This is a genomic window from Nibribacter koreensis (assembly GCF_039541795.1).
GTDB lineage: Bacteria > Bacteroidota > Bacteroidia > Cytophagales > Hymenobacteraceae > Nibribacter > Nibribacter koreensis.
The window spans coordinates 1-7,057 of record NZ_BAABGX010000004.1; the positions used below are offsets into that span (position 1 = coordinate 1).

Annotated in this window: 6 protein-coding genes; all 6 read left to right on the forward strand. The window is 39.2% G+C overall.

From position 1 onward, the window contains the following. The first annotated feature begins 75 nt into the window (after positions 1 to 75). The 6 genes from ABD880_RS18880 to ABD880_RS18905 are packed head-to-tail and all read left to right on the forward strand — an operon-like array spanning position 76 to position 6,525. Positions 76 to 2,040: a BatA domain-containing protein gene (locus tag ABD880_RS18880; RefSeq protein ID WP_345169742.1), complete on the forward strand. Its 1,965-nt coding sequence runs from the start codon at positions 76 to 78 to the stop codon at positions 2,038 to 2,040. Next, positions 2,024 to 3,298 (forward strand): dihydroorotase, encoded by a 1,275-nt coding sequence (locus tag ABD880_RS18885; RefSeq protein ID WP_345169744.1) that lies wholly within the window; start codon positions 2,024 to 2,026, stop codon positions 3,296 to 3,298. The genes ABD880_RS18880 and ABD880_RS18885 overlap by 17 nt, the downstream gene beginning before the upstream one ends. Positions 3,299 to 3,325: 27 nt before the next feature. Beyond that, positions 3,326 to 3,844, forward strand: coding sequence for a DUF4199 domain-containing protein (locus tag ABD880_RS18890; RefSeq protein ID WP_345169747.1), 519 nt, complete (start codon positions 3,326 to 3,328; stop codon positions 3,842 to 3,844). 25 nt (positions 3,845 to 3,869) lie between these two features. Continuing rightward, on the forward strand, positions 3,870 to 4,412 hold the full coding sequence (locus ABD880_RS18895) for a DUF4199 domain-containing protein (RefSeq protein WP_345169750.1): 543 nt from the start codon (positions 3,870 to 3,872) through the stop codon (positions 4,410 to 4,412). Positions 4,413 to 4,419: 7 nt separating this feature from the next. Next, positions 4,420 to 5,385, forward strand: a complete 966-nt coding sequence (locus ABD880_RS18900) for a glycosyltransferase family 2 protein (RefSeq protein WP_345169751.1) — start codon at positions 4,420 to 4,422, stop codon at positions 5,383 to 5,385. 3 nt (positions 5,386 to 5,388) lie between these two features. Continuing rightward, on the forward strand, positions 5,389 to 6,525 hold the full coding sequence (locus ABD880_RS18905) for a glycosyltransferase (protein ID WP_345169754.1): 1,137 nt from the start codon (positions 5,389 to 5,391) through the stop codon (positions 6,523 to 6,525). Positions 6,526 to 7,057: the final 532 nt, after the last annotated feature.

Genomic DNA, 7,057 nt, shown 5'->3' on the forward strand with positions numbered 1-7,057 from the left:
GGCTCTTGCTTTTTAACCATGCCCAGGTAAAGGCTCCCCCTTGCTTTTCACACTCCCTAAAGGTAGATTAGGGGTATGGACGTTGTTTCCCTCTTTCCCATCATAATAGGTGCCCTCCTTAGCACATTACTTATTTTTCTAATCCATTTCTTTGGGGTAAGAATAAGAAAGACTATTGAATTTTCTCATAATCAATTCCTGACCGCAGTTATTACTCAATCTAAGGCCGTACAAAGCTTTAGAAATCAGTTACTGTTTCTCATTAGAATGTTAGCAATACTTTTGTTTGGACTTGCTGTGTATTACTTTTTTAGAAATAATGAATTATTGACGGATGCAGCTGATCGAAAGCTAGTTATAGTAGATGATTCATGGAGTATGATGGCTAACTATTCCGGAAGCAGTGGTTCAAAGCTTCAGTATGCTAGCCTGCTTGTTCAGGCAAATTCTTCTTTTAAAAATAATTCCTCTATTAGAACAAGCTCAGGTTTTGTTCTAAATAAAGATTCAATAAGTGAGATTTCTCCAAGGTTTAAGCAGAAGAATCTACTCTCTAGTCAACTTTCCGTGTCAAATAGATATGAGTACCTTATTGTATCTGATTTGCAAAAGAGTAGTTTTTCTAAGATCACTTTGAAATCCTTTGCAAATAAAGCCCCCGTTAAAATTGTTGACCTCTCGCACCATGATATGCGAAATGTTTTTATAGACTCTGTTTGGTTGTCAAACCCTATTGCAGTTAATAGCGGTAATTTTGTATTAGTCGCTCGGCTATCAATCTCAGGCCCAATCAAATCAACTCTAATCAAGGTGAGTTTAATTAGCGATAATGTTTTACTTGGTAGAACTGAAATAGCAATAAATAACTCAAATACCGCAATCACCAAGTTCAATGTAAGCAGTATAGCTTCAAAAGATCATTTTAAAATGCGGTTGGTAGTGGAAGATTCTGCAAATGATTTTGACAATGAGTATTTTATAGTACTTCCTAAATTTGAAGAACATGAAGTTGCTATAATTCCAAGCTTCAATGGTAGTAGTTCCCTTCTTAAGGCTCTCAGTCAGGAGTCCGGCTTTAAAGTGGTCAATCAAATAAATGCACAAACAGAGAATTGGATTTTTCAACCACTTGGTAATATTTCTTCTGCCACTTCACGAACAATTAAAAGTTGGCTGGAGGCTGGAAAATCACTTGTTATTATTCCCACCCCTAACTCTTTATCTTCTCTTATTGCTTTAATGGATGAACTAGGCATACGAAACATTGTACCTAGGCCTAGGGAAGGTGTGCATCTTAAGTTGTCAACTCCAGATTTTTCTGATCCTTTTTATCAGGGAGTTTTTGAAAGGAAAAACAAGAAAATAACCATGCCATCTTTTGCCCCATTGTTGATATGGCAGAGCTCTTTCCATTCTATTTTATCATTTGAAGATAGATCTCCCTTCTTGAGTTCTTTTAAGGTGGGTGATGGATATGTTCATTTGTTTGCTGGCCCGTTAGAGGGTAGTGAGTTTGCGGCTCATCCTCTATTTCTTCCAGTCCTTTATCAGTTATTAGGTAAGCCTGACCTAATGCCTCCTTTAGCCTTTGCTGGTGATTCAGAAAGCATTAAGATACCATTGGAATTCAATAAAAAAGGGGAAGACCTAATTACCTTGCATAAAGATGATAAGGTTTTTGTTCCTCAACAGAGTTGGACTAAACAACATATAGCAATGCAACTTCCTGAAGACCTTCATATGCCTGGCTTCTATGATGTGTTTTTGGGCGACCTACATGTGTCAACTATTGCTATCAATATTCCGGTTAGTGAATCTAATTTAGAAACTTATTCTAAGGATGAACTTAAGGATATTTTTTCTAACAGTAAATTTCCAGTAGATTTTATTGCGGTAGATTCTGGTCAATCATTTGAAAAGGCACTTGAAAAGGAAACCAAGGATACAGACCTTGCAAAATATTGTCTAATATTGTGCCTGCTGTTGTTACTAGTAGAAATTTTTATTCTAAGAAAAAGGGCAAGTGGATCTCCTACTTAAAGGCATTACAATTATAGATCATCAATCTTCTTTCCATAATCAATGTGTAGACTTACATATTAAGGATGGTTATATTCATAAGATTGGACCAGCTATTATCATAGATGGTGTGCAGGTACTGGAGCAATCTGGGCTTTATTGTTCCTTGGGTTGGTTTGATATGGCCGCACATATGGGGGAGCCTGGTTTTGAGCATAGAGAATCTCAAGAGTCTTTTAGAAAAGCAGCCGCCTTTGGCGGATTTACTGAGGTTGCTGTATTTCCTAATCTATCTCCTATTACCCAAACTAGATCCGCAATAGTAAGCATTAAAAACAGCGGAGAGGGTCCAGGCCTTACCATTCATCCAATTGGAGCAGTAACTGAGAATTGTGAAGGGAAGGATTTGGCTGAACTTCTTGATATGCATCGTGCTGGGGCGGTTGCTTTTTCTGATGGTGTACAAACTATCCAGCCCGCCAACACTATTTTGAAAGCGCTTGAGTACTTAAACCTGGTTGGTGGCTTATTAATAAATAGACCGGAGAACCATAGTATGGCTTTGGGTGGACAGATGCATGAAGGCCCAGCTAGTACCAGGTTAGGAATGAAAGGCATTCCTTCGGTTGCAGAAGAGATGCAGGTAGTTAGAGATTTACAATTACTTGAGCATGTGTCAGGACGAATGCATTTCTCTCAAATTTCAACTGCCAAATCTGTAGAGGCAATTAGGAAGGCAAAGAGGAAGGGTCTTAACATTTCCTGTGATGTTGCCTCCTTTCAATGCGCCTATATTGATGAATCCATAGAACCTTTTGATACCAATTATAAGGTTGCTCCTCCTTTTAGGAGTGAGCAGGACAGGTTAGCTATTTTAGAAGGCTTGGCAGATGGTACCATTGATGTTTTAGTGTCTGCACATCTGCCTTTAGAGGCTGAAGCAAAAGAGTTGGAGTTTGATTTTGCACTACCAGGTATTATCAATAGCCAGACTGCTTTCTCCGTAGCAAACCAAACTATGAGAGAGGCATTAAGCGTTGAGAAGTTGGTGCATAAATTTACAGTAGCGCCTAGAGAAGTCTTAAATCTTCCTGTCCCCAAAATGGCAGAGGGTTGTATGGCCAATCTTACATTATTCCACCCAGATAGGAACTGGGAGTTCAATGAAAGAAACAATGCCTCTCTTTCCAATAACTCTCCTTTCTTAGGACAGTTTTTAAAGGGTAGTGTATTTGGGACAATCCATCAAAATGTCTTGACTCTTAATCCAACCTACTAGGTTTACTTTATAATTTGGTTTAAAGGAATGCTTGATAAATCAACGGTGAATGTAAGCCTAACATATGGTTTACTGGGGGGAGTAGTCAGTTTTATCTATGGATTGGCTATTTACTTTCTGTATGGACAAAATCCTTATAGTGAACAAACAGAGTTTTCAGGGACATTAATTTTTGTGCCTGCATTCGTTTTTTTGGGAGTTAAATATTTTAAAAACTATATTGATACAGAATTAAGCTTTAAGAAGGCTTTTACAGTAGCTATCCTTATTGTTCTAATCTTAGCGTGTAGTTTAGCTTTGCTACAGCTAATCTTTACATTAGCATTTGGTGGAGAGTTAGTGAGCCAGTTTGCTAATGAAGCTCGGGGTGAACTGTTTCAAAGCAAAACCGAGCTAGTGAAAAGCATAGGGAAGGAAAACTATGAGATGATGGTAGAGGAGGTAGGGAATAGAAGTGCTTTGTCACTAAGTTTGAAACAAGTGACGCTTCGTTTCTTGGTGGGGTTCTTTATAAGTATCGTTTCTGCCGTGTTTTTTAGAAAATAGACTAAAACCAACTATTCTAAACCTTATGAATGATCAACCTATTACCGCATCTGATGCTTCAGTAACTACCCCTACCTCAATTGGACTTCGTTATGGATTGATAACAGGCTTTGTTTCTGTTATATACAGTTTAATTCTGTTTGTTACTGGATTAAACGAGAATACTGCCTTCTCATACCTTGGCTTTTTGATTTTAGTAGGCGGAATTTATTTTGCTTACAAGCAATTTAAGAGCATGAATAATGGTTTCATGTCATATGGGCAAGGATTAGGTATTGGCTCATTACTTTCTGCCATTGTAGGGTTATTGGGAGGAGTTTTTACTTACATCTATATAAAGTTTGTTGACCCAGGTTTCATGCAGAGAATGCAAGACTTGCAAATCACCAAGATGGAAGAGCAAGGATTAAGTGATGCCCAGATTGAACAAGCTACTGAAATGGCTGCCAGTTTCTCTGGCCCAGGGATGATGTTGATAATGGGAATCTTGAGTTACTTAGTTATTGGTTTCCTAATATCATTAATAATGGCTGCTATCATGAAGAGGAGCCAACCAGAGTTTGAATAAAGAGTTCATGCAACAACAAATAGATATTTCCATAGTGATTCCTCTTCTTAACGAGGAGGAATCACTACCAGAACTTACCCAATGGATAAACCGTGTGATGGAATCGCACGGTTTTATTTATGAAGTGATATTAGTGGATGATGGGAGCACTGATGCATCCTGGAAAGTGATTCAGGAATTGTCTGGTCAATATCCTCAGGTCAGAGGCATTCGGTTCAATAGAAACTACGGAAAATCGGCTGCGCTTAATACTGGTTTTAAAGAAACCAAAGGACGAGTGGTCATTACCATGGATGCTGACCTACAAGACAGTCCAGAAGAAATCCCGGCCATGTATGACATGATTGTCAGGGAACAGTTTGATTTAGTTTCCGGCTGGAAAAAGAAACGATATGATCCCTTGAGCAAAACGCTTCCTACTAAACTGTTCAATGCCGCTACTCGCAAAATTTCCAGAATAAAGTTACATGACTTCAATTGTGGCCTTAAAGCTTATGACCAACGGGTAGTAAAGAGTATTGAGGTTTACGGTGAGATGCATCGTTACATTCCGGTCATTGCCAAGTGGAATGGATTTAGTAAAATAGGAGAGAAGGTAGTACAACACAGAGAGCGTAAGTTTGGGACTACCAAATTTGGATTGGAGCGGTTTGTCTACGGCTTCTTAGACTTAATGTCTATCACATTTGTCTCAAGATTCAAAAAACGCCCTATGCACTTCTTCGGGAGCATGGGCACTTTATCTTTCCTGTTAGGCTTTTTAATTTCATTCTGGCTGATAGCCGAGAAGGTATATTATTCTTTCCAAAATCTTCCGGTTAGGAATGTAACAGATCAACCATTGTTTTTCTTGGCACTAGTGGCAGTGATAGTAGGTGTCCAATTATTTTTGGCAGGATTTCTGGCTGAGATGATTTCATTATCTGGCAAAAAAGAGAATGAATACCTTATAAGAGATACTGTAAGAATATAAACAATGGCTCATATAGTAATGATTGGGCCAGCTTACCCATTTAGGGGTGGGATTGCTGCATTTAATGAACGCTTAGCCCAAACTTGGCAATCACAAGGCCATACTGTAGAGGTTATCACATTTACAATCCAGTACCCTTCATTTCTTTTTCCAGGTAAATCTCAATTCTCAGACGCATTGCCTCCACAAGGCTTACAAATTAAAAGAGCACTCAACTCTATTAACCCATTTTCTTGGGTTAAACTTGGCCTAAAAATAAGAGCTAAGAATCCAGATATCTTATTTTTAAGATTTTGGCTACCATTTATGGGACCAAGTCTAGGTACAGTTGCCCGAATAGTGAAGTCCAATAAGAAGACTAAGGTAATTGCTCTTACAGATAATGTCATTCCCCATGAATCACGTTTAGGCGACAAATTTCTAACACAGTATTTTGTTGGTTCTTGTGATGCCTTTGTGTCTATGTCAAATGCGGTGACGAAGGATTTGGGTAAGTTTACCAATAATAGACCGGTGCTATATCTGCCTCATCCTGTATATGATGTGTTTGGCCCAAGCATGTCGAAGAAAGATGCAAGAAAGAAACTGAACTTACCGGAAGGTAGGTATATATTATTCTTTGGGTTTATTAGAGAATATAAAGGGCTAGACCTTCTGCTAGAAGCAATGACAGATCCAAGAATAAAAGCGTTAGAGGTTAACCTTATAGTTGCTGGCGAATATTATGAAGCTGCAGATAGATACACTGCTATAATAGAGAAAGGCCAATTATCAGAAAAGGTTATTCTTAAAACAGAGTATATACCAGATACAAAAGTACCGGCCTACTTCTCGGCATCAGATTTAATAGTACAGCCCTATAAAACCGCCACACAAAGCGGGGTGACCCAAATTGCCTACTATTATAATAAGCCTATGGTGGTAACTAATGTAGGAGGATTGCCCGAAATTGTACCTGACGGAAAAGTAGGATATGTGGTCAACGTATCCTCAAAAGCAATAGCAGATGCAGTAGTAGACTACTATACATATAATAGAGAAGAAGGAATGATAGAAGGGGTAAGGCAGGAGAAGGAAAGATTTAGTTGGGAGGTGATGGGTGCGGAAATAGTCCACTTAGCATCAAGAGTGAATTCTTGAAAAATAATCAAACAGGGAACTTCCCAGGTACAGAGATAGTTAACACTTAGCGCTTGGAATTATAAGCAAAAGATTAGAAACTGGATTTGCAAACCCGGCCCGTCTGGCTACCTTTGCACTCCCAACAACAAGGGGGGCTCCGCCGAAAGGGCGGAGGGAAGAGCCAAAAAAAAACTTCATGCCTGGGTTTGGAAAGCAAGTTGCAATCCCTATCTTTGCACTCCCTTCCAAAAGGGGCCTCCGCCGGAAGGGCGGAAGGGGGAGAAAAGAAAAAAAAATCCCGAGCGGTGCTTGGAAACTAAAGTAAGTTTCCTACCTTTGCACTCCCTTCCGAAAAGGAGGCCTTCGCCGAAAGGGCGGAGGGAAAAAAAGAGATAAAAAATCGCGGCGGGTATTGCGGAAACGAAGATTCTTCCTACCTTTGCACTCCCTTCCAGAAGGGGGCTCGGCTGAAAGGGCTGAGAAAAAAAATAAAGAAAAGCTGAAAAGATTATTTGGAAGTTTAAATGAAACTCCCGACCTTTGCAGCACG